General features: G+C 54.6%; 20 protein-coding genes and 2 pseudogenes. 13 read left to right on the top strand and 9 right to left on the bottom strand.

Features of this window, described 5'->3' with window-relative positions:
- Window positions 1-16 precede the first annotated feature (16 nt).
- Genes Q1B21_RS05100 through Q1B21_RS05115 form a run of 4 tightly spaced genes read right to left on the bottom strand, consistent with a single transcriptional unit; the run spans window position 17 to window position 3,144 of the window.
- Window positions 17-1,090 carry a C4-dicarboxylate TRAP transporter substrate-binding protein gene (locus Q1B21_RS05100; protein WP_299886651.1) on the bottom strand — a complete coding sequence of 358 codons (1,074 nt, stop codon included), beginning with the start codon at window positions 1,088-1,090 and terminating at the stop codon, window positions 17-19.
- A 33-nt stretch (window positions 1,091-1,123) separates the two neighbouring features.
- The gene (locus tag Q1B21_RS05105) at window positions 1,124-1,579 is read right to left on the bottom strand and encodes an OsmC family protein (protein ID WP_298934016.1); all 456 of its coding nucleotides are present in this window, start codon (window positions 1,577-1,579) and stop codon (window positions 1,124-1,126) included.
- An 18-nt stretch (window positions 1,580-1,597) separates the two neighbouring features.
- On the bottom strand, window positions 1,598-2,263 hold the full coding sequence (locus Q1B21_RS05110; RefSeq protein WP_299886654.1) for a malonic semialdehyde reductase: 666 nt from the start codon (window positions 2,261-2,263) through the stop codon (window positions 1,598-1,600).
- Complete coding sequence (locus Q1B21_RS05115; protein WP_299886656.1) at window positions 2,260-3,144, bottom strand: fumarylacetoacetate hydrolase family protein; 885 nt, start codon at window positions 3,142-3,144, stop codon at window positions 2,260-2,262. The genes Q1B21_RS05110 and Q1B21_RS05115 overlap by 4 nt, the downstream gene beginning before the upstream one ends.
- An 84-nt stretch (window positions 3,145-3,228) precedes the next feature.
- On the opposite strand from Q1B21_RS05115, the gene Q1B21_RS05120 reads away from it, so the two are divergent.
- From Q1B21_RS05120 to Q1B21_RS05135, 4 genes and pseudogenes are all read left to right on the top strand, one after another.
- Window positions 3,229-3,615 (top strand): YciI family protein, encoded by a 387-nt coding sequence (locus Q1B21_RS05120; protein ID WP_299886658.1) that lies wholly within the window; start codon window positions 3,229-3,231, stop codon window positions 3,613-3,615.
- A 42-nt stretch (window positions 3,616-3,657) separates the two neighbouring features.
- Window positions 3,658-4,323 (top strand): GntR family transcriptional regulator, encoded by a 666-nt coding sequence (locus Q1B21_RS05125; RefSeq protein WP_299886660.1) that lies wholly within the window; start codon window positions 3,658-3,660, stop codon window positions 4,321-4,323.
- 98 nt (window positions 4,324-4,421) lie between these two features.
- Window positions 4,422-4,880 (top strand): annotated as a pseudogene (locus Q1B21_RS05130) (transposase).
- A gap of 102 nt (window positions 4,881-4,982) precedes the next feature.
- Window positions 4,983-6,050, top strand: coding sequence for a hypothetical protein (locus Q1B21_RS05135; protein WP_299886662.1), 1,068 nt, complete (start codon window positions 4,983-4,985; stop codon window positions 6,048-6,050).
- Here Q1B21_RS05135 and Q1B21_RS05140 read toward each other — a convergent pair.
- The gene (locus tag Q1B21_RS05140) at window positions 6,004-7,575 is read right to left on the bottom strand and encodes a winged helix-turn-helix domain-containing protein (protein ID WP_299886664.1); all 1,572 of its coding nucleotides are present in this window, start codon (window positions 7,573-7,575) and stop codon (window positions 6,004-6,006) included. The genes Q1B21_RS05135 and Q1B21_RS05140 overlap by 47 nt on opposite strands.
- 148 nt (window positions 7,576-7,723) lie before the next feature.
- Between Q1B21_RS05140 and Q1B21_RS05145 the strand changes: the two genes are divergently transcribed.
- The 7 genes and pseudogenes from Q1B21_RS05145 (at window position 7,724) to Q1B21_RS05175 (ending at window position 13,399) form a co-directional block, all read left to right on the top strand.
- Window positions 7,724-8,659, top strand: coding sequence for a homocysteine S-methyltransferase family protein (locus Q1B21_RS05145; RefSeq protein WP_299886666.1), 936 nt, complete (start codon window positions 7,724-7,726; stop codon window positions 8,657-8,659).
- 114 nt (window positions 8,660-8,773) lie between these two features.
- Window positions 8,774-9,397: a hypothetical protein gene (locus tag Q1B21_RS05150; protein ID WP_299886668.1), complete on the top strand. Its 624-nt coding sequence runs from the start codon at window positions 8,774-8,776 to the stop codon at window positions 9,395-9,397.
- A 72-nt stretch (window positions 9,398-9,469) separates the two neighbouring features.
- Window positions 9,470-10,066, top strand: a complete 597-nt coding sequence (locus Q1B21_RS05155) for an N-acetyltransferase (RefSeq protein WP_299886670.1) — start codon at window positions 9,470-9,472, stop codon at window positions 10,064-10,066.
- A gap of 28 nt (window positions 10,067-10,094) precedes the next feature.
- Window positions 10,095-10,934 carry an MOSC domain-containing protein gene (locus Q1B21_RS05160; protein ID WP_299886672.1) on the top strand — a complete coding sequence of 280 codons (840 nt, stop codon included), beginning with the start codon at window positions 10,095-10,097 and terminating at the stop codon, window positions 10,932-10,934.
- A 275-nt stretch (window positions 10,935-11,209) separates the two neighbouring features.
- Entirely contained in the window at window positions 11,210-11,941 is a 732-nt protein-coding gene (locus Q1B21_RS05165) for an SDR family oxidoreductase (RefSeq protein ID WP_299886674.1), read from the top strand.
- A 3-nt stretch (window positions 11,942-11,944) separates the two neighbouring features.
- Window positions 11,945-12,601 carry a TVP38/TMEM64 family protein gene (locus Q1B21_RS05170; RefSeq protein WP_299886676.1) on the top strand — a complete coding sequence of 219 codons (657 nt, stop codon included), beginning with the start codon at window positions 11,945-11,947 and terminating at the stop codon, window positions 12,599-12,601.
- A 227-nt stretch (window positions 12,602-12,828) separates the two neighbouring features.
- Window positions 12,829-13,399 (top strand): annotated as a pseudogene (locus Q1B21_RS05175) (tyrosine-type recombinase/integrase).
- A gap of 101 nt (window positions 13,400-13,500) precedes the next feature.
- On the opposite strand, the gene Q1B21_RS05180 reads toward Q1B21_RS05175, so the two are convergent.
- The 4 genes from Q1B21_RS05180 to Q1B21_RS05195 form a co-directional block, all read right to left on the bottom strand.
- Window positions 13,501-15,111: an FAD-dependent monooxygenase gene (locus Q1B21_RS05180; RefSeq protein WP_299886678.1), complete on the bottom strand. Its 1,611-nt coding sequence runs from the start codon at window positions 15,109-15,111 to the stop codon at window positions 13,501-13,503.
- Window positions 15,112-15,276: 165 nt separating this feature from the next.
- Complete coding sequence (locus Q1B21_RS05185; RefSeq protein ID WP_299886680.1) at window positions 15,277-16,143, bottom strand: hypothetical protein; 867 nt, start codon at window positions 16,141-16,143, stop codon at window positions 15,277-15,279.
- Window positions 16,144-16,283: 140 nt separating this feature from the next.
- Window positions 16,284-17,312 carry an alpha/beta hydrolase gene (locus Q1B21_RS05190; protein ID WP_299886682.1) on the bottom strand — a complete coding sequence of 343 codons (1,029 nt, stop codon included), beginning with the start codon at window positions 17,310-17,312 and terminating at the stop codon, window positions 16,284-16,286.
- Window positions 17,313-17,407: 95 nt separating this feature from the next.
- Window positions 17,408-17,698: a hypothetical protein gene (locus tag Q1B21_RS05195; protein ID WP_299886684.1), complete on the bottom strand. Its 291-nt coding sequence runs from the start codon at window positions 17,696-17,698 to the stop codon at window positions 17,408-17,410.
- Window positions 17,699-17,784: 86 nt separating this feature from the next.
- Here Q1B21_RS05195 and Q1B21_RS05200 point away from each other — a divergent pair, with 86 nt between their 5' ends.
- The gene (locus Q1B21_RS05200) at window positions 17,785-18,747 is read left to right on the top strand and encodes a LysR family transcriptional regulator (RefSeq protein WP_299886686.1); all 963 of its coding nucleotides are present in this window, start codon (window positions 17,785-17,787) and stop codon (window positions 18,745-18,747) included.
- Between the two features lie 253 nt (window positions 18,748-19,000).
- A complete protein-coding gene (locus tag Q1B21_RS05205; protein ID WP_299886688.1) occupies window positions 19,001-19,900 on the top strand; it encodes a haloalkane dehalogenase in 900 nt (299 codons plus the stop codon).
- Window positions 19,901-20,370 lie beyond the last annotated feature (470 nt).

Consider the following 20,370-nt stretch of genomic DNA (forward strand, 5'->3'; position numbering starts at 1 on the left):
GTGGATCGCCGGACGGTTATTCGGCCGTCCAGTCACGCACTCCGGTGAAACCGGCGTCTTGAAGCTTGCCAAGGTAGGCGGCCAGCATTTCCGTTCCTTGTTCGCCGTTGTCATTCAGCGTCGCGGCCCATTCTTGCGCGACATTCGGCATGGCGTTTGCCCAGGCCGCGCGGTCTTCGTCCGAAACCTCAACGATCGTTCCGCCCGCTTCAACATAAGCATCCCGTGAGGCAGCAGCCCTGTCCATTGCAATACCGGCGACATGGTCACGGTAGTCGATGGCAACCGCCGTCAATACCTCTTTGACTTCGTCCGGCAGGCTTGCCCAATAGTCTGCATTAACCGTGATGGTTTTTGAGTTCACAGCACCCAGATCGGCCTTGAGCATATACGGGGCAACTTCAGCGATCTTGAACGTCTTCGCCGCTTCGGGCCACAGCATTCCACAATCAACCAGACCCGTCTGAAGCATGTTGTAGAAATCGGTCAGCCCACCACGCACACCTGCCGCATCCTTGATGCCTTCGAGATACCGCAAGTTGAGACCGGCACCGGCAATCTTGCGCCCCTCTAGGTCCGAAACGGAAGCAACCGGTTCCGTGCAGAAAATCTGATATGTGTCGAGCACAACACCCGTGGCCAGATACACCTGGTTCTGTGCGGCAAACTCGTTCTGCATCGCCGGGTATTCGCGTGCGATTTCATCTACGGCCTTGGCCACGGCACGGGAATCCGATGCCACAAAGGGTGTCGATCCCGAAATACCCTGACTGGGCAGCTTCGAAGAATGGAAGATGGTTGTGACGATGCCTATGTCACCAAGGCCCAGCTGGATTCCTTCCAGAACGCCTTTCGGCTTTACGATTGAACCGCCATAATTTTCTTGCCAGTTCATCTTGTAGTTGCCGGATTCGGCCAGTCGCTTGTCCACTTCCGGAATGAAGAAGTTGGTGAATTCTTTCACCCACAATGCCCGGTCTGGGTAGCCGTCGATGACAACGGCAGAAATAGTTTCTTCTGCTGCGGCGGGCAGCGCCATGACGCTTGCCAGAGCAGCTCCGATAAGGCTGCGTTTGGTCCAGATTTTCATTTCTCTCCTCCCAGAAAGTCGGGCCTTTTGTCTTTATTGATTTGTTTTGACCCAGTTGACGGTCAGGTCCGTGCCTGCCGCTTCAAATAGTTTTGCGATGGCGCAATACTTGGCTGTCTCTTCGCCCACCCGTGTCAGCTCCCCCTGACTGGCGGGCGTGTCACATTTCACGGTGAGCTCGATTTCCGGAAACGGAACATCGATCTCCTCCTCCATCAGGACACCGCGCCGATCCAACCGGCATTTCGCGTCGATTGTCACCGTGCCAAGATCAATTCCTAATCGGTGCGCATTCTTGTGCCCGATGACATTCGTACAGGCGATCAAGGCTGCCATTGCGGTTTCGGTCGGAGACGGACCAAGATTTGTTCCGCCGCGTTCGACGGGTTCGTCGACAACCACATCAAGATCGCGAATTGGGATCTCGGTACGCGCATGTGTCGGGCATTGAGCTGTCGTGCGGTAAGTCACGACAGGTTTCACTTTCATGGCCACAGGGTTACCTCCTCATGCATAAGAGCAAACCTTTTCGAATGGGAAACGTGGAAGCTTCTGGAACAAACCGGTCTCGTCCGCGTAGCCCAGATTGCAAAGAAAATTGGACTTGAGCGTCGTGCCAGCGAAGAACTCCTCGTCGACGATCTTGTTCGAAAAGCCTGACATTGCGCCGACGTCCAACCCGACAGCCCGGGCCGCAATCATGAAGTACGCGCCCTGCAGAGTGCCGTTTCGGTAGGCAGTGTCCGCTACGTATTCGGGTTTGTTTTCAAACAAGGGCCGACGGTCTTCGTGTGGGAAAAGAAACGGCAGTTCCTTCCAAAAGTCCAAGTCGTAGGCAATGATCGCCGTGACCGGTGCATCCATCATCTTTGGCACGTTTTTCGGCTTTAGCGACTTGGCAAGCCGTTCTTTGCCTTCAGGGCTCTTCACGAAAATAAAGCGCGCGGGCAACGTGTTCATGCTGGTCGCGCCATTGATCGTGATATCATAAATCTCTTCGAGTAGGTCGTCAGCAACCGGTCTATCGGTCCACGCATAGTGAGACCTGGACTCGCGCAGGATCAAGGCGATCGCGTCATCCGACAGACGTGGAATGCGTTCGCGCAGATCGCGATGATCTTGCTGCGCCTTGGCGCGAAGTGCCTCCAGCTCTGCCCCGGTCGGTGCGCTCATGCCGCAGCCACCCTTGATTTGGCGTCCTTTTCGTCGATGACCGGGCTGGCACAAATGCCGATGCCTTCAATCTCGATCTCGACGGTTTCGCCCGGCTTCAACCAACGGGGATTGGGCTTTTTGGCGTGGCCGACGCCCGGCGGCGTGCCCAACGCAATCAGATCTCCGGGCTCTAGAGTGGTATATTCCGAAATCGTCGCAATGACCTGACGAACGCCCCAAATCATATTAGCGGTGTTCGAGCTTTGCAGGATCTCATCGCCCACACGGCTTTCGATCTTCAGACCAGATGCTCCGTCGGGCAGTTCGTCCGGCGTTACGGTAAAAGGACCGATCGCGCCCGTATCATCGAAGTTTTTGCCAGGCGTCCATTGAACTGTTTTGCGCTGATAGTCCCGCAGCGACCCGTCGTTGAACACGGTGTAACCAAAGACATAATCCAATGCTTCCTCTTCCGAGATATGGCGACCTCGTTTTCCGACAATCAGCATAAGCTCGGCTTCGTAGTCCAGCTTCTCAGAACAGGCAGGCCGCACCATGGGCTGCCCAGCCGCCATGATCGAGTTTTTCCCGCGCATGAACAGCGTCGGGTACTCGGGGATGTCGTAACCACCTTCCTTAATGTGGTCCGTGTAGTTCAAACCCATGCAAATGATTGTGCCGGGCGAGGCCACGGGCAATGCCGGTGTGATAGACGACACAGGTACACTATCTGCAGCGGCGATTTTGTCAGCCATTGAGCCGGCCAATCCCGGCATACCTATCAAACCCATCAGATCGGAACCGATGGCAGGGTCCAAAGCCGTTAGATTCACTGCGTTTTCACCGTTTACGGCAAAAACCGCTGTGCCTTCCGAAGTTTCTCCCACCAAGTATTTCATTTTTCACCATCCATGTCAGTTCGCTTGATTTTTGCCGACTATTTTGCCATATGTCAAATAATATCGATATTCTTGGAGATCCCGATGGTTGCTTGGGCAGATTACAAATCAGAAGCGAAAAGCCGTGGCGCACTGGCACTGGAGCTTTATGTTGCACTCAGCACACCGGCCAAAGCGCCAGAGGACGTAAAGGCGTCACTTCCAGATCACTTGGCGTATCAGGCAGATCTTGAACGCTCGGGGCAGTTGGCTTTTGCCGGGCCGATGTCGGATGAGACCGGTGATCATATGCAAGGGATGGGCCTGATCATCTATCGCGCTGACAGTCTTGAGGCCGCGCGAAAGCTGGCCGAGGACGATCCCATGCACAAAAGCGGGGCGCGCAGCTTTGTACTTCGACGCTGGATGATCAACGAAGGCGCGCTGAACATTTCAGTTGGTCTATCGACGGGAACAAGCGCCCTCAGTTAAGAGCACCCAAGAGTTTGCGCCGCGAAAAAGGAAAAGTCGGATATGGACGCCATACTAGATACCGAGGGCAAAGAAACATCGGCCACTCATGGTGCATATCGAAGGTTGCGCGAAATGATACTGACAGGCGAATTGCCCCCAGGGCAGAAACTCAAGATCGAGCAACTCCGCAAGCTTCTGAACACTGGCGCTAGTCCGGTACGTGAGGCACTTAGCCTGTTAACTTCGGACATGCTGGTCGAGCGGATTGACCAGCGCGGGTTCAAGGCGGCACCGGTCAGCAAGTGTAATTTCGAAGAAATCCTTCTACTGCGTTGCAACCTCGAAGAAACCGCGCTGCGCGCGTCTATCGTCAACGCGGATGCGACCTGGGAGGATCGGCTTGTTTTGCGTCATCACCATATGAAAAGGGCCGGCCAAAACGGGTCACACGACTTCGAGGACGCGCACAAAGCGTTTCATTTGGCCTTATTGGACAATTCGAAACTGCCGTTGCTGCTACGGTATTGTTCGCAGCTATACGACCTGAACATTCGCTACCGTTATCTAGCGGCCGGCGGGTCGAGCTACAAAAAGCGAAACATCGCCGCCGAGCATCAGCTGATTATGGATGCTGCATTTGACCGAGACGCGGATGCCGCAACCCGGCATTTGATCGATCACTACTGTCGAACGGGTGAATACCTGAGCAGTCAGATGGGCTCATGATCTGCAACGGAATTCGTTTCTGGTCGATCTATCAGGCTCATGACCCATTGATTTCCGTTGTTCTGCGTGTTTGACCTCCGCGAGAACAAGCGGTGAACGTGTCTGATCTTTTCTGGTTGAACGACGAGCATATGTCGCATCTGGAACCCTTCGCTCCTAAACCCCACCGAAAGTCTCGCGTTGATGACAGGCGCATCCTGAGTGGTATTACCTTCATCAGTCTTAATGGTTTGCGCTGGCGCGATGCGCCGTAGGAATACGGCCCACATAAGACGCTCTAAAACCGCTGGAAGCGATGGAGCAACAAAGGGATCTTTGCTGAGATGCTGGCTGGCAGCCTGCCGAAGGTCGAATGGCGTCTTGGGGACCGCGGTTACGACGCCTACTAGTTCAGAGAAGCGTTGAAAGACAAAGGGATACGTGCCGGTATCCCCAGTCAGAAACAACGCAAATCAACTATCCGATACGACAAGCGGCACTGTAAAAGACGCAACAGGATCGAGATCATGTTCGGCAGGCTCAAGGATGGGCGGAGGGTTGCGACCCGCTACGACTGATGCCCGAAGGTCTTCCTGTCAGCAATCGCGCTTGCCGCTCTCGTCACCTATTGGGTATGAGTCCTGAGCCTAGGGTCATTTGAGATAAGGCTGTCGCGAAAAATGCAGTTCCAGAAAGCACCTCTCGGAAAGAAAATGCCTGGAATAGAGCAATTATCGATCCTGATGCCGATTAGTTTTGGCGCTGTTATCATCAATACGATGCCGATCTGGCTTGCAGAGCTTGCAGACCATCGGCAGGTGTCTGAACCCCTCGCCGGTGGGCTTGGGAGCTTGGTCCTTTTGACAGCCGCAGTTGCATGCGCGGTTCCGGCCCGGAGGAAAGCCGGCCTGTTTGTCCGGCTGTGTATCCCTATGGCACTCTTGGTTCTCGCGCTCGGCGAGCGATTGTCGATAATTTTCATTGGTTTGACCTGTATATTGCTTGGGGCGGCATTTGGTTTTGTGACGAAACGGGCGCTGCATGCCTTGCAACAAGAGGGCGACCCCTTGAAGCTTGTCAGCGCGGCCCTCTCAATTGGTCTTGGCTTTTCATTTGTAATCTATCTTGTGCTGTCTGCTTCTTCGCTGCGCGTTTTATGGATTTTGGTAACTGCATCTGTATGCCTGTTGCTTGTTAGGCCGCAGAACACCCCCAAAACCATCCGCTGCCAACGGCATGAATCTACGATCGATTTGCCGCTTGGATATGTTCCCTTTTTCATCATGATGGGCGCTTATTGGAGTTTTTTGGAACTATACGGCCAATCAATCAGCCCACAGGGCGGAATGGCAACGTGGCTTCTTTTCAGCCTTGTCACCGGTGCCATTGGATCATTCGTTGCTGGGTTGATTCCGCCCCGCCATTGGCGCCGGGTGCAGGCAATTGCATTGCTGGCGGCAGTTCTTACCGGCGCGGCAAGCTACATCGCCCCGCACATGGATTTTCTCGGCTTTACTATCGTGGCCAACGGGTTTTTTCTGTTTCTGTTTTTTCCGATTTACATCGCCTCCCGTCAGGACCGAGCACCCATGGCCATGGCGAGCTACTTGCTTGGATTTGCCTTTGGCGGCCTCGTCGGAGCATTTGTTTTGCAAATCGCAGGCTACCCAGGTCTTGGTCTGGCGATCTTAGCCTCTGGTTTTATCGCGGTGTTGTCGGGGCCAAATGGGCTCTTTCATCGATCTTGAGGCCAGCTTGGGCCCAGTGCTCAAGCGCAGATGCTACCAGATCTCCGTTCGCCTCCCACATCGCGAGCTCGTCCATGACGCGGGTCTCAAAACCTGGGAACACATTGCGCAATATGGCGGCTTCGCCGCTGGCAGCCGTTTTGTCGCCCGTTGCAGAATAGAGCCAGACAAGATGCGCGTGGTGCCAATAAAAGCCCGGCATCGGGTTCAGTTGAATTTCCAGTAGGGCTGCATCAAACAGACCGAGGCGTGCATATCGCCATGTCTTGGCAAAGTGATACCAACCGGGATGTTCAGGGGATAGCTCGATCGCTTTGTCAAGGAGCGCGATGGCCTCCTCCTCCCGTCCAATAAACGCATAGCAGTGCCCAATTTCAGATAGCACGTCCGAGTTGCCCGGGTTGAGAGCCAACGCTTTGTCCGCGGCTGCCTCAAACCCTTCGATGTCCCCAACATAGAGGCGACACATAGCGCGCGCCGTTTGCGCGAACGCATTATGTGGATCGGCGGCCACGGCTTTTTCCGCTGCGACCGTGGATAGAGCCAGCGCGTCGACATCAGCACGTTCGTTGACGTGGTAGCGGAATTCTTCGAGTAAGACGACCGCATAGGCAGCCCAACCGTTGGACGCGCCGGGATGACGCGCCAAAGCGGATGGAAGCGCCTCGCGCAGCGCGGCATGCAACTGCAAATCATAGGTGCGATAGTAGCGACGAAAGTCGGCGACTAGACGAAACATTGTCCAGCTTTCGTGAGGTGTCTTTTCCTGCTCTGGTCCGCTCGCACCTTGCGCCACGGGTCCGTGGGGCCCAGCGATGCGGGCAGCACAAAGCTGCGCAATATGGTCCTGCACGTCGAAGATGGACTGAATCGCTGCTTCACGGTCGATCTGTTCGGACACGACAACAGAACCCGAATGGGTCGAGACGAGCTGAACAGTGACTCGCAGCCGTGTCTCTGTGCGCCGGACACTTCCTTCCACGATGTAATCAGCGTGGTACTTGCGCTTTATCTCTTCCGGGTCGAGGGCCGCAGTTCGCGCTGCATCGGAGGTGGCCCGCGAAAGTACCATCAGGTCCCTAAAGCGCGACAGACTTGTGATAATCTCATCCGTCAGCCCATCCGGGATGAACCATGCTTCGGGGTCGGCGCTGGTGTTTCTAAACGGCAGCACCAGAAGGCAGGGCGCCGCCAGCGCGGGGCTTTGCGCTTCCTTAATATAAGTGACTTGCGTTCTCAGCCGAAACCCTACCCCATGCACGGTTTCGATGATCCGTTGCGCAGCCCCCGTATCGCCAACGGCGTGACGCGCCTCCTTGATGGCTGTCGAAAGCGTTGCATCGGTGACGATCCGACCGTCCCAGACCCGCGCGATCAAGTCGCCCTTGCTGACGATCTGATCGTTGGCCTCAATCAAGGCGCGCAAAATTCCGGCCGTCTGGCGGGTCAAGCGGCGCATATCATCGCCACGTTCGGCCGTCATCCGGTCGAAGTCGATTCTGGCATCTGAAATCTCGATCCTCATCGGACCGACGATACCCAAAGGCTTGATCGGGGGAAAGCTCGGGAAATCCTCAGATTCTTCTCAGGCTTTTCTCAAGCGATGGGTACTGCTGCCCACTAGGTCTTTTCCCAATGCGCCTCTCCGAGGCATCAGATCGAAAGGATAAACCATGAAGTATCGTACGGCTTTGCCACAAATGGCCGGCAAACAGATGATCACGGATGGTGGGCTTGAGACGACGCTCATCTTCTACGACGGGATCGATTTGCCGCTATTCGCCGCGTTCAAGGCACTCGAAACTGACGCGGGGATTAGTGCGATAGACGCCTATATGGCGCGGTTCGCCAAGATAGCGATCGACGCAAAGCGCGGCTTCATTATGGACACGCCGACTTGGAGGGCCAGTGCGCGATGGGCGGCCGAACTCAATATATCGCAGGCCGAATTGCGTACCATTCACCGTGAGGCGGTCGGCTCCTTGATCCGGTTGCGAGATCGTTGCGAAACTGACCACAGTCCGTTTGTCCTCAACGGTGTGATCGGGCCGCAGGATGACGGTTATGCACCGACAAGGGTCATGTCCGCGGTAGAAGCAGAGAGCTATCACAGGGCGCAGGTCGGCTGGTTCGATGAGTTTGGTGCTGACATGGTCTCGGCGATCACTATGACATATTCTGACGAAGCCATCGGCATCGCCAGCGCCGCAAAGACCCAAGGTATGCCGGTCGTGATTGCCTTCACTGTTGAAACCGAAGGGCGACTGCCCTCGGGCGAGTCACTGGCAGACGCGATCCGCGCGGTTGACGACGCAACGGACACCTATCCGGCTTACTATATGATCAATTGTGCACATCCGGAGCATTTTGTTCACGCACTCGACGGCGAATGGACAACCCGCATCATGGGACTCAGGGCCAATGCATCCCGAATGAGTCATGCAGAGCTTGACGCATCAGAAACGCTTGATGACGGGGACCCGGACGAGCTTGGCGCACTTTACGCCGGTATGTCGGCACGACTTCCGAACCTGACCGTGATGGGCGGCTGCTGTGGGACAGATCATCGTCACATTGCGGCGATCTGCAAGGCGACAAGCGCCGCCTGAAACACCGAAATGTGGGCGCCACGGCGTTCTCCCAAAAAGACAGCCGCATGCGGAAAGCGCCTCATGTGTTCTGTGATCTTGACTTGAAACCACTACGCAAAAGGATTTTTTTTGATGTTGAAATCTAAGCTTACCTCATTGGCCTTGATGGCCACGTCTGGCATGGCCGCCGCCGACGGAGCGCCAATGTCCTTTGATGTCGCCGAAGACCTCAGCCGATTTATCTTTGCGGCTGCACCGGTGTTTGATGATGGCATGCCCGCTTTTGGCAATGCCTTCGTCACCCAAGGGTATATCTACGAAGATGGCACGCTTGATGGAGGCGAAGAGGGTACGCTTTCAGATGGCAGCCCCGCCTTCCCTGACCAGGTGATTGGCCGCTGGACCTGCGACGGCTACTTTGTCGGTGATGGCGCGCGGACGACAAGTGGTGCAATGGTCATTACGCGGCAGGTTTTTGAGTTCGACAATGGTGACATCCTGATCAATCAGGGCGCCGAGTTGGCCGATATTGGGGTCGAGGCCCCCCGTGCAATCACAGGCGGCACCGGCAGCTTTGCCAACATTAACGGCGAAATGACCCAGGTGCTGCTCGGCATGAGTGATGGATATGGCGTGCGCCTGTCTGTCGAGATCCCGTCCACTGAACAGGCAGCGACACAGGATCCTTATGTAGACGAGACCGACCACATCGAGTGGGATTCCGGTTTTCCGGTCGGGCCACTCGATCAGGGTTGATCACGCCAAGAAAGAAGATGGCGCGAACCCCGTCGCGGGTTCGAGCTGTCCCAGAGCCAAGAGGAAAGAAAAGTGCAAGCTTTACAGAACTACAAGATCACCGCAGCTTCCGTCAATGAAGCTGAAGACCTTGCCAAGCTGATCGACATCGCCGGGGAGGGCATTCCGGCGTGGCTCTGGTCCAGGTCCGCAAGCAATGACAAATCGGTGCTTGGGGTCGGTATCGAACGCGCCAGGCGCGAAAGTGGCGGATTCTCCTATCGAAACGCGCGCATCGCATTTGCAAGGGAGGCTACGCTAGGAATGGTGTTGAGTTATCCCATTGATACAGCCCCGGAAGACGATCCTGATGATTTACCCGCTGCCATCGCGCCTTTTGTGGCGTTGGAACAGCTTTCGGTCGGCACGTGGTACATTAATGCCCTCGCGGTCTTTCCCCGTTATCGCGGCAGCGGGATCGGGACGACATTGCTTCACGCAGCCGAGAAACAAGCGCAGGCAGCCGGCTATGTGCAGATGAGCATTCAGGTTTACGCGCAAAACAGCGGCGCGGTACGACTCTACTCCAGACTTGGGTACGTTGAAGACGCGCACAGTCCTGTGCGAGACCATCCTTGTCAGCCATATTATACCGGTGACGTACTAATGCTGAAAAAGCAGATTTCCTAGTGAAGTGCCAAGAATGATTGGGAAAACAATGACAGAAACACTGAATCCACCGATGGTTCGATCCCCACAAAACAAAACATTCTCGATCTGTCTTGCTGAAATCCTGAAGGCAGATGTGAAGGACATCCCCCGCGCGTCCACCGGTTTGGGCTTGAACTATATTGGGTATTGGCTGGCGGCACAGAACCTAGCTTTGATCCCTGTCCATGAACCAGCCGCATTCCAGTGGGCTGGCTGGTGGATCGGGCGATTGGAAGGCGGTGACGGATATGTCGTGATGGCCGGAACCCCCTCCGGTGTCGCCTGGGTGCCGCCAGGTGTAATCTGTGGATCGGGTGAGGTCATCGAAGGGTGGGTAATTGCCCCACCGGCCCTTTCGTTTCCGTCACGAGGCGCCAATCAGGGAACTGTCGAGGCGATCTATCGGTTCGCGGATTCGGGCGCGCCCGGTGAAGAGCTGAAAAGTGCACAGCTCATCGCCGGCATCGGAATGGAAGGGGATCGTTATGCTCTGGGCAAGGGACATTTCCAAAGCGAAGGTCGCTGGGGCCAGGCGCTCACCCTCATCGAATCCGAGACCTTCGAGGCGCTCGCGTCCGAACATGGTGTCGTTATGGCACCGGTCGAGACGCGGCGGAACATCGTCACGCGTAACATTGATCTCAACGCCCTCATGGGGAAACGATTCCGCATTGCCGACGTTCTGTGCCAGGGATCACGGCTGGCTGAACCTTGCGCCTGGCTGCAAAGGACCACGCCCAAGGGAATGCTGCGCGGCCTTGTGCATCGCGGGGGGCTGCGTGCCGATATCCTGGAGGATGGGCTGATAGAAGCGGGAGATCCAATTCTACCAGATACTTCCACCTAATCCGAAGCAGAGCGCTCATGCCGCCCCGCCGACACGAAATGTGCTTCCTTGCTCTTGGCTGTTCGCTTCGGAGTTGGCGGTCATGGGTTGCTCTGACCTCGCTTCAGATGCCAGTGGACCTTTCGTAACAGATGCTCGACAGCGTTTTTCTTAAGCGTTCGACCAAACGCTGCGATGAAGTCAGATAATTTCATGCGTTTTAACCTGGGTTAATTCCTGACTGCTGCCGTTTGCATAGTTTGCGCTCAAACCATGGACGCAAAAGGAGTAACGGCATGGATATCAAAAACAAGCACATCGTTATCACCGGCGGCGCGTCGGGCCTGGGTCTAGAGCTGCTGCGGCAGCTTGAGGCTGACAACCACGTCTCTGTCATCGCAAGACCCTCTGCCGGGGTGGATCTGCTGCGCAAAGCTTATCCCGATGTGAGCATTTATGAGGCGGACCTCGCCGATCTAGATGCAGTCGAAACAGCCGCCGATGCATTGGCCAAGACGGGTCAGCCCATCGACATGCTGATCAACAATGCGGCGGTTCAATACACGCCCCGCTTCACGGATGCAAACTTCCGCTACGAGACGATACGCCGGGAAATTGACGTCAATTTCACCTCAGTTTGTGTGTTGGTGCATCTGCTGTTGCCCAACCTGATGCAATCGCCATCCAGCACGATTGTGAATATCAACTCTGGTCTGGCGCTGGCGCCCAAAGCGGATTCCGCGATCTATTGCGCAACCAAAGGGGCCTTGAACATCTTTTCCCAGTCGCTGGCCTATCAGTTAGAGGGCAGTAATGTCGGCGTGAAACAGGTTTTCTTGCCCTTGGTCGATACCTCAATGACCAAGGGCCGGGGGAGCAACAAGTTGGCACCGCAAGAGGCCGCCACAGAGATCATCGAAGGGTTGTTATCACCCCGTGCAAATATCGACGTGGGCAAGGTCAAGGCCTTGCGGTTGATTCAACGGATCGCGCCAAGCGTGGCCACCCGTATTATGAAGGCGGCCTGAAGAATGAAACCACTTATCAAAGTAATGCTTATCCTGGGTTGCCTCTTCGCGCTTACCTTTGTTGCGGGCCGGTTGCTTGGTATCCTGACTGTCGAAAATGTTCAAAACTGGCTGGAATGGGCGGCTCGGGTGGACCCGCTTGTGGTCGCAGGGATCATCGTTTTGCTGCTCTTCGCAGATCTTTTTGTCGCTGTGCCCACACTCACGATCACAATACTCGCTGGTTTTTTGCTGGGCTTCCCAATGGGGGCTGCCGCTGCCTTTACCGGGATGTCGCTGGCCGCGTTCTCCGGCTATGGGATCAGCCGTATTTGGGGTCAGCGCGGGATCACCTTTCTGGTTAAAGATGCGGATGACCGCGCGGCGCTGACCAACTCCTTCCAGTCCGGTGGGCCGTTTATGATCATGCTGTCCCGCGCCGTCCCAATCGTGACCGAAGTGTCCGCGTGTATGGCCGGCGCAACACGCATGCCTCTCGCGCACTACTGCATATTCTTTGCTGTTGGCACCGTGCCTTATGTCTTGATCGCGACCTATGCGGGGTCAATCAGCTCGCTCGACGATCCGGCACCGACTATCATCGCGGTGCTCGGGTTGAATGCTGTGTTGTGGACGTCATGGGTCGTTTTCAATCGGCGCGGAAAAGAGCAGAGTGCCTAAGACACAGCGCTCCCCTTCCCACGTAGAGCGGCCATTCATCCGCAGCGCAACATTTTGCAGTAAGGGCTGCTAGAAGACCTCAGAGGCAGCGCGGCATCCCGTGACATGATCCCGCATCAACGTCGGGATGTCGTTTTGGGAGGGCATGGCAGATCGGAGGATCAGTCATGGAAACATCAAACTTGCCTGCTATTCGCGCAGATCGTCCAGCCTGGAACAAATGACGCATCATTGGCCAGAAGTTACCACTAAAACCAAAACATGTTGGGCGACTATGGCTCAGCTTGAACTCGCAGAAAGCCACAGCGACCTCGCGCTGATTAACATGGCCATCGATAGCAAACTACGAGGCTGCGACCTCGTGAAAATGAAGGTTGTCGATGTGATGGCATCAGGTCAGATCAAAGAACGAGCGTCTGTGTTGCAGAGCAAGACGCAGAAACCAGTTCGTTTTGAGATCTCTGATGGGATACGGGCCTCTGTCGAGAAGTGGCTGGAAAATGAACTAATGGTTGGATCAGAGTATCTGTGGCCGGGCCGATTCCACAAACGCCTGTATGTTTCGACGCGCCAGTATGCTCGGATTGTCCGTGATTGGGTCACGTCTATCGGTCTAGAGGCAAGCGCTTACTGCACTCACTCGATCCGTCGAACCAAAGTGGCTCAAATCTACAAGAAGACAGGCAATCTCCGAGTCGTTCAGCCGTTGCTTGGTCATAGCAAGATGGATAGCACGTCAGATACCTCGGTGTTGAGCTTGAGGACGCTCTTGCGATTGCGGAAGCCATTGAAATCTAACATATCCGACCGTTTTCTCGAACGGCCCAGAGCTGCCCTTCATCTCAAAGCCAAACGCTGCGGCGCAGCTTCCCGAAAGCGGACGCTAACCTGTTCAAGCCTCACGAGAGAGTTGGTGATTGTAGCAAGCCAGGAAATACAGCGCCCAATTGATTTGTTAGCAGCGTGATATCGTCTACATCATCGTTTCGACTGCCAATGCGACCATCCGGTCTGATCCATAAAGCCGAGCGCACAGCAATACCCAACCGATTGTGACAATTCAGCTCTGGATCAATCAGTAGCGAATTCTCATTGAAATCAAGTGCTCTGTGCGCGGCAGCCCCTTCGGTGCTATGAGCGACTACGACCAGATCAAGCGCCTTATAGCTCACTGTGACAAGGTCAATCGCTGCTTTCACAAGTTTCTCGGCCTCTAATCCACCATCACTGATCAGAAGAAGGACCGTGTTGTACGGTGACGACAACGCACCTGTGAGAAAAACTGCAGAGCCGCTTGCTTTATATAGGCGTATGTCACCCGGCACATGAGTTCCGGGGCCGGGCCCAATCGAAGGCTGCTCTCCAACAGAAATGCTGCTGGCTGCATAGTTCCCCATCACTGGCTCATACCCATTTCCACCGTTTTTCAGATAGGCCCAAAAGTTCACTGCAAAGTGTCGAATTGCCTTGCTTCTTTCAACTGGATCGCTGGTCGACCAGAGGTCGTCGTTTTTTTGACCAACATCAATCATAGCGCGCCCTGCGGGGCGGCGTTCACTTTCATAGGTGTCTAAAAGAGCATCATCGGCGTGCCCAGAAACAACTGAGGCTAATTTCCAACCCAAATTCATTGCGTCCTGTATTCCGGTATTCATTCCCGCAGCACTTCCTGCTGACATGGCATGACATGCATCCCCGCAGATTAGCACCCTTCCAACTCGGTAATCAGAAGCTAATCGAGCCGAACATTGAAAGCTGACATCTGAAATCGGTGGGCCGAGGCGTACGCCTGGCGCGACATCGCGCAGAATATCATGCAACGAAGTCCAACTGTCGTCACAGTGGTTCAACGAAAGAGAGTATATTCTGAACGCCGATCTTGTCTGATAAATTGCGACCACAAGATGATCCAGATACAACATCCCGTGGTTTGCTTTGTATGGCCAACCTTCGATTTGCGCATCCAACACATGCCAGTGAAGGTCACTATCGTGGCCTTCAAACCCAATGCCAGCAGCTCGCCGTATTGTACTGTGCACGCCATCACAACCAATCAGCCAAGAGGTTTCAACCCTCTCTTCCTCACCGGCTCGGTTCTTCAAGACAGAGACGACTCCTGTCGGGTTCTGTTCATAACGCACAAACTCCAACCCGCGCTCGATAAGCACGCCCAGGCTCTCCAGCCGCGCAATCAGAATAGGGATCAGATCATCTTCGCCGAGATTGAGGTGCCATGGCCAGCGCTCATCAGATGATATAGCAAGCGCTGCAGTTCTGCCTTCAAAGGATTGCTCCATAGACTGAACCGGAACACCTTGCTCGAATATCTGATCAAGGACACCCAACTGCTCCGCTGCATAAAACGTTGACGGCTTCACTACAAATGCGCGCGGCGTAGTTGGTGCGGATGTATCGCGGTCGATTATGCGCAGATCAATGCCACGGCGCGCCAGTTCAATCGCCAGCACCAACCCGCTGGGCCCGGCACCAGAAACAAGTACGTCAGTCAATTGATCACTCCTTTTGGGGTTCTTTGCGCTAACCTGTGGAACTCCGCAAATACATTGTCATTTAATCAATTGTTACCAATCATGTTACTCTGATTAGGATTGACGCCCGCTTGGGGCTGCGAACAGTCTATTGGGTGTCGCAACCTTTTCTCATTCAATCCGCGTTTAGCTACCTGCCAAAAAGTGTTTTGCAGGTATTTTGGCGTAAGCCCCATCATAGAAAAAGTTCAACCAAACGGAATGACCGTCAGAGTAGATATCTGAAACGCCCCGGGTATCTGATCCTGCGCCGAGCGAATGTACACCGCCTTCCGTATCCAACTGCATCAGCTTGAACGCCTGGTGATCCTGATGCCCGCGGTAACCGCCGACAACTACCGTTCCATTTACAACCTCAATGGATTCAAGATTTCCAAATCCACCCGCCAGTTTTTCTGACAGACCGGCCTCATCCAATTCCGAGATACGATAAACAGCGCTATCCCAAGCGTCATCAGCACCCCATGATACCGCATAGATTTGGTCGTCAGTAATCTCGAATCTGGCAAGACCATTGATCTCAACACCATCCAGAGCCGGTTGAATATCACCAGCGTTTGCTGACACAGTGGCAAATCCTCCTCGCCCAAAATCACTGACAAGCAACGTGGCATCGTTCAGCACTTCAATATCGTAGAAAAAGACACCTTCTTCGTCGTAACTCTTTCGCCAATTGACGTCCCCTTCGAGGGAGAGCGAGATGACTTGATTGCCATCCACAAGGACGATTTGATCGCCAAGTTCAACCAACCCGGTCGGGTTGCGGAGACCTTCGCCGTCGGAAAGAGTGATGCGCTCATGTGCGCCGCTCGGTCCGAGCTTATACAGTCCACCATTGGTGGCTTGGGTTCCAAATTCTTCACCAGGTCCGCCAGGGCCGATAGAAATGGCATAGACGTCTGCCCCTAAAGGCAGGATTGCTTCGGTGAAGGGTGGCAGGCCGCTGACCAGGATCTCTTGTGCGGCAACAGGTTGAACAATCGTCAAAGTCATCAAGGCGCTCAAGCATTTTGTCATTGTCAAAACTCTCTTTGAAACGGCCTGCCGTCGAGGCCATGCTGCATTGGTCCACAACGGATGATCACGAACCAGAACTTGAGGATGGCTCGTGATCACCGCGTATCGGAGCAGCGTTAAAGGCTGATCTGCTCACCCCGGAAATACAGGCCAAGAGCCGCAACAACCCGGTCGATGGTCAGCGGGTCCTCATAGAATTGAAGCTGATTGGCGCCATCGATCCAGTGAAGTGTTTTTTGTGCCGAAGGGATTTTTTGATAGATTCGCTTCGGAATATCCGGACCGCTGGCGGCTTTGTCACCGTGGACCATGAGAACCGGCAATGTGAGGCGCGATGCCGCGTCGCTGATCTGCCAACCCCAAATACCCGCTTCACTCATTGCTGCAATCCGGTTTTCCCAACCCCCTCGGTGGAGAAACCACGGCGCTTCGTTGTCCCATGGCAGATACCAGTCTGCGACGGCCGTAGCTGTCAACAGGGCTTCGGTAGAACCGACAATCGGAATATAATCGACGGTGCCGGTCTCGGAAAACTTCGCGGCCGCCGCTGCTGACCGGTTCATGCGTGCCTCGACTGACGTCGCATCGCCGAGATACATGATCGCGGTATCGGGGGTCAGGTAGTGACCGGCAACAATTCCAAGCGATGCGATCCGCTCGTCCTGCGCCGCAGCTTCAATCACCCAATTCACCCCCTGACAAATACCAAGGAGATGGAGCTGGCTTTGGTCAATCCCATCCTGTTCAGCAAGGAAATCGACGGCAGCGCGAAGATCTTCGATCTTGGCTTCACCGGATTCAAACCGGCGCGGCTCACCTGAACTGGCGCCGTGATTGCGCGGATCAAAGATCAAGACCGCAAGGCCCTGTTGCACCAGCCTTGTGGCGTATTGAATTGGTGATTGCTCTTTCACAAACGCCACGGGGCCCATGATCGTTACCGCAGGACACAAACCTTCGCCTGCAGGCAGGAAGAGTTTGCCTGCAAGTGTTTCAGGGCCACTGGGGAATGACACATCGCGTACGTCGTACATGCCAGAAGCGCTCGTTTGTGCTGTGGCGTCCTTAGGTACGGTTACTGGGATCGCTGCCGCGGCACCCCAGAGTGCCATCTGCCCAGCTAAATTTCGGCGGGTTATGTGCATATATTCTTCTCCCTCAATCTCAGAGGATTGCGTGCATTGCCGAGGATGGAATTCATCGTTTATTCTATCAACCTCGGTGCTGAAGGCTTGGTACATCAAGATTTCTTGGCACCCTTGATCTTCGTTTTTCCAGCACCGCCACCTTGGTTTTCGCTTGCGTCGACGACGCCGTCGCCGTTCGTGTCTGCGCCATCGAAAATAATTCTGTGACGATCAATAAACGCTTGGGTCCGCTCAGTTCCCGCAGGGTGATACTCAAGCATTTCTTCAAACGTCACGACTCCGTCTTGGTTCAGGTCGTGCGTTTCGGTCGATACATCGGCATGCGCCATGGCGGCTGCAAAAACGACGCTGCCGGCTGTGATAGCCAATTGGGCAAGTCTCATGGGGGTTCCTCATTGTGTTCAGTTTCGATGGAACCTAAATGCGCGCAGCTTGACATAATTAAAATGACGCAACTAGCATGCTGATCATGCAAAAACCGAATGATGAATTGGCTTCGATGGATTTTCGCGTTTTGCGATTTTTGCGGATCTTGTTGCAGACCGGCAGCGTGACCCGAACTGCTGAACTGCTTGAGATCAGTCAACCCGCGGCAAGTCGCATTCTTGCACGCATTCGGGATCTGACTGGCGACCCATTATTAATCCGAACTCAGGCAGGGTATCAGCTGACGGATCACGCCCTGTCGCTTCAGGAACCGGTGCTAGAGGCGATCCACGCGACCGAAGCGGTTTTTCTGCCACCTCGGTTTGATCCTGCCCGTTCAAGTCGGCGTTTTAGGATCGCTGGTACCGACTATGCTGCGGCCTGCATCATTGGGCCGCTTGTCGATCGGCTGGCGACGGCAGCGCCACATGTTAGAGTGGATGTAACACCATTGGTTCCAGACAGTTTTTCGGATATTCAAGACGGCGAAATTGATTTCGTCTTTTACGCTGGACTCAAGGTGAAGGGTGATCTGATTGTCAAAAAACTCTTTGCAGACAGCTACGTCCTTCTCATTCGTGAGGGTCATCCATTGCATGAGCTTGCTGCGCAGAAGGGCTTTCTGGAACCACCGGATATCACACCGTACCGACAGATTGAATTCAGCTACCCGACGGTTGATCGGTTGCGTGCGGATACCGTAATGCGCGCGACCAGCAATGACGACCCAGCAATGTTGTCTGTACCCTTCTTCACCTCTATGCCTTTCCACGTCGCAAACAGTGACGCCGTTGCAGCCGCTCCGTCACGCTTGGGAGTTCAACTCTCCTCATTCTCCAGCATCGTGTCGGTTCCCTTCAGGTCAGGGGCGGAATTTTCTTACTACCTGCTCTGGCATGAGCGGGGGCAATTCAATCCAGCATTTCGTTGGTTTGTGGATGAGGTCATACAGACCGTCACTCAGCAAACTACGTCCTTCGGAAGAGCTTCGGAGACGGTCGAATAACCAAGAGGGGCGCATCGTTCATGCCGTCTCGTAGTCGCTTTTCTAAGCCAAGATTCGGCCCATTCCGGACTTTGAACCGGCATTCAAGATGCTGCGTTCGCAGCCCACTTTGCGGTCGTTTGCTGCAAGCGCATAGTTTGACTGCTAACGAACACACACATCGCGGACAAACCAGACATCCACTTAGGGTGGGTTGCGATACTGCATCTCGACTTGCGTGATTACCCGAATGCAATTGTGAGAATGATCGATCATGGATGTCCTGAGAACATCGGATGAGAGATTTCTAGCTCTGCCCGGCTACAATTTCGACCCGAACTACGTCGAAGACCTCGAAGGCTACGAAGGTCTTAGCGTGCACTACGTGGATCAAGGCCCGAATAACGCACCGCGAACATTCCTGTGCTTGCCGGGTCAGCCAACTTGGGCCTATCTTTTTCGACGGATGATACCCGTTTTTACTCAATCTGGTGCGCGTGTCGGCGTGCCGGACTGGTTGGGGTTCGGTAGGTCCGACAAACCCGTCAGTGACGCGTTGTACAGCTTCGATTTTCATCGCGATATGATGATCGCCCTTGTAGTGAAACTGGACCTGAAAAATATCACGCTGGTGGTACAGGACTGGGGCGGCATTCTGGGATTGACCCTGCCAATGGATCTTCAGGATCGGTTTTCCCGTTTAGTCGTTATGAATACGGCACTGCCGACCGGAGAGAGCCTTGGGGACGGTTTCCAAAGTTGGAAAGACTATGTGGCCAGCCGACCGAACCTAGATTGCGGCGCGTTGATGCAGCGGGCTTGTCCACAATTGAGTGAAGCCGAGGCGCTTGCGTTTGAAGCCCCGTTCCCTGATCAACGGTACAAAGCCGGTGTCCGCCGGTTCCCCCAAATGGTGATGATTGAGCCGGGTATGGCCGGTATTGAAACAACAAAGCGCGCCCAAAAATTCTGGCAAACAGAATGGGCCGGGGAGAGCTTCATGGCAATCGGAGCGAAAGACCCAGTTTTGGGCGTACCTGTGATGAGCAAGCTGCGCAAAGTCATCAGAGGTTGCCCTGAGCCATTGGTTTTAGAAGAGGCTGGGCATTTCGTGCAGGAATGGGGCGATCAGGTCGCAAGTGCAGCTCTGAAGCATTTTGGTGACGCATCATGAATTGAAGCAGTAGAATCGACCGCGACGTTGCGCTTAAGGTCGGCCTCGGGCTCGAACCGGTCATCTGACGGTTCCAGTAGGTCATCGAGTCGATTCAGACGGCATCAAGGTCAGCCTATGGGACCTTGCGGACCTTCGACGCGTTGGCAATCTGTTGAGCAAAACACGGGATAACGGCCACAGAGCTGCCGTTCTCCGCGTTTGCAGCACCAAGCACAGTAAATGGCAGCTATGCGCAGGAAGCGGATTTACGTCATGGTCAATCGGATTGACTTTCACCTGACGTAGCAACATAAGAGCGCATTGGTGAATTCAATTCGTCGTCGCGATGCTGCCGACTTCGAGAACCAATGGTCTTCAATAAAATTGTAGCATGTACTCCTGCTGTGACGGTTGTCGGGCAAGGGGTTCGCGATGAATTCGTTGCTCCAACGTGTCGGCGTTGGCCACTTACCGAGTGTCCGACATTG

It is taken from the genome of uncultured Ruegeria sp. (genome assembly GCF_947504215.1).
Taxonomy (GTDB): domain Bacteria; phylum Pseudomonadota; class Alphaproteobacteria; order Rhodobacterales; family Rhodobacteraceae; genus Ruegeria.

Coding starts and splice junctions, on each gene's coding strand:
- Q1B21_RS05140 (WP_299886664.1), bottom strand. CDS start 7,575: ATGAGGATCGAGATTTCAGATGCCAGAATCGACTTCGACCGGATGACG.
- Q1B21_RS05160 (WP_299886672.1), top strand. CDS start 10,095: ATGACAGAAACACTGAATCCACCGATGGTTCGATCCCCACAAAACAAA.
- Q1B21_RS05105 (WP_298934016.1), bottom strand. CDS start 1,579: ATGAAAGTGAAACCTGTCGTGACTTACCGCACGACAGCTCAATGCCCG.
- Q1B21_RS05170 (WP_299886676.1), top strand. CDS start 11,945: ATGAAACCACTTATCAAAGTAATGCTTATCCTGGGTTGCCTCTTCGCG.
- Q1B21_RS05125 (WP_299886660.1), top strand. CDS start 3,658: ATGGACGCCATACTAGATACCGAGGGCAAAGAAACATCGGCCACTCAT.
- Q1B21_RS05120 (WP_299886658.1), top strand. CDS start 3,229: ATGGTTGCTTGGGCAGATTACAAATCAGAAGCGAAAAGCCGTGGCGCA.
- Q1B21_RS05110 (WP_299886654.1), bottom strand. CDS start 2,263: ATGAGCGCACCGACCGGGGCAGAGCTGGAGGCACTTCGCGCCAAGGCG.
- Q1B21_RS05205 (WP_299886688.1), top strand. CDS start 19,001: ATGGATGTCCTGAGAACATCGGATGAGAGATTTCTAGCTCTGCCCGGC.
- Q1B21_RS05200 (WP_299886686.1), top strand. CDS start 17,785: ATGCAAAAACCGAATGATGAATTGGCTTCGATGGATTTTCGCGTTTTG.
- Q1B21_RS05100 (WP_299886651.1), bottom strand. CDS start 1,090: ATGAAAATCTGGACCAAACGCAGCCTTATCGGAGCTGCTCTGGCAAGC.
- Q1B21_RS05135 (WP_299886662.1), top strand. CDS start 4,983: ATGCAGTTCCAGAAAGCACCTCTCGGAAAGAAAATGCCTGGAATAGAG.
- Q1B21_RS05185 (WP_299886680.1), bottom strand. CDS start 16,143: ATGACTTTGACGATTGTTCAACCTGTTGCCGCACAAGAGATCCTGGTC.
- Q1B21_RS05115 (WP_299886656.1), bottom strand. CDS start 3,144: ATGAAATACTTGGTGGGAGAAACTTCGGAAGGCACAGCGGTTTTTGCC.
- Q1B21_RS05165 (WP_299886674.1), top strand. CDS start 11,210: ATGGATATCAAAAACAAGCACATCGTTATCACCGGCGGCGCGTCGGGC.
- Q1B21_RS05145 (WP_299886666.1), top strand. CDS start 7,724: ATGAAGTATCGTACGGCTTTGCCACAAATGGCCGGCAAACAGATGATC.
- Q1B21_RS05150 (WP_299886668.1), top strand. CDS start 8,774: ATGTTGAAATCTAAGCTTACCTCATTGGCCTTGATGGCCACGTCTGGC.
- Q1B21_RS05190 (WP_299886682.1), bottom strand. CDS start 17,312: ATGCACATAACCCGCCGAAATTTAGCTGGGCAGATGGCACTCTGGGGT.
- Q1B21_RS05195 (WP_299886684.1), bottom strand. CDS start 17,698: ATGAGACTTGCCCAATTGGCTATCACAGCCGGCAGCGTCGTTTTTGCA.